This is a genomic window from Rhodococcus sp. PSi06 (assembly GCF_054960675.1).
This window is the reverse complement of record NZ_JBHNYO010000036.1, coordinates 1-310: the sequence shown is the minus strand read 5'-3', so window position 1 is coordinate 310 and position 310 is coordinate 1. Positions and strand designations below refer to the sequence as shown.

Here is a 310-nt window from a genome sequence, read left to right as displayed (position 1 = left end):
CGCGCGCGTGGAGGTGGTGCGGCCCACCGCGAACGACGCGCTGCTGCCGGGCCTGGACCAGACACGGACGGTGGGGTTGGTGACGTTGCCGGGTGCGTTCGTGGGCGTGCTGCTGGCCAGTGGTTCGGCCCTACAGGCGGGGGCCGTACAGATTCTGGTGCTCACCGGGCTGCTGCTCGCGCAGACCGTCGCCGTCGCGCTGACCGTGGAACTCGTCGCGCGGGGATCGGTTCACCGGAGGCCGTAGACGGGTGGTTCGGCGAGGTTGGCGTACGCGTTGGGTGATCCTCAGCGGACCTTCAGCAACACC

Annotated in this window: 1 protein-coding gene; it reads left to right on the top strand. The window is 70.3% G+C overall.

Annotated elements, in window-relative coordinates:
- Positions 1-247 (top strand): ABC transporter permease (locus ACFI9K_RS24920; protein ID WP_462665984.1); only part of this gene is annotated, 247 nt, incomplete at its 5' end.
- Positions 248-310 lie beyond the last annotated feature (63 nt).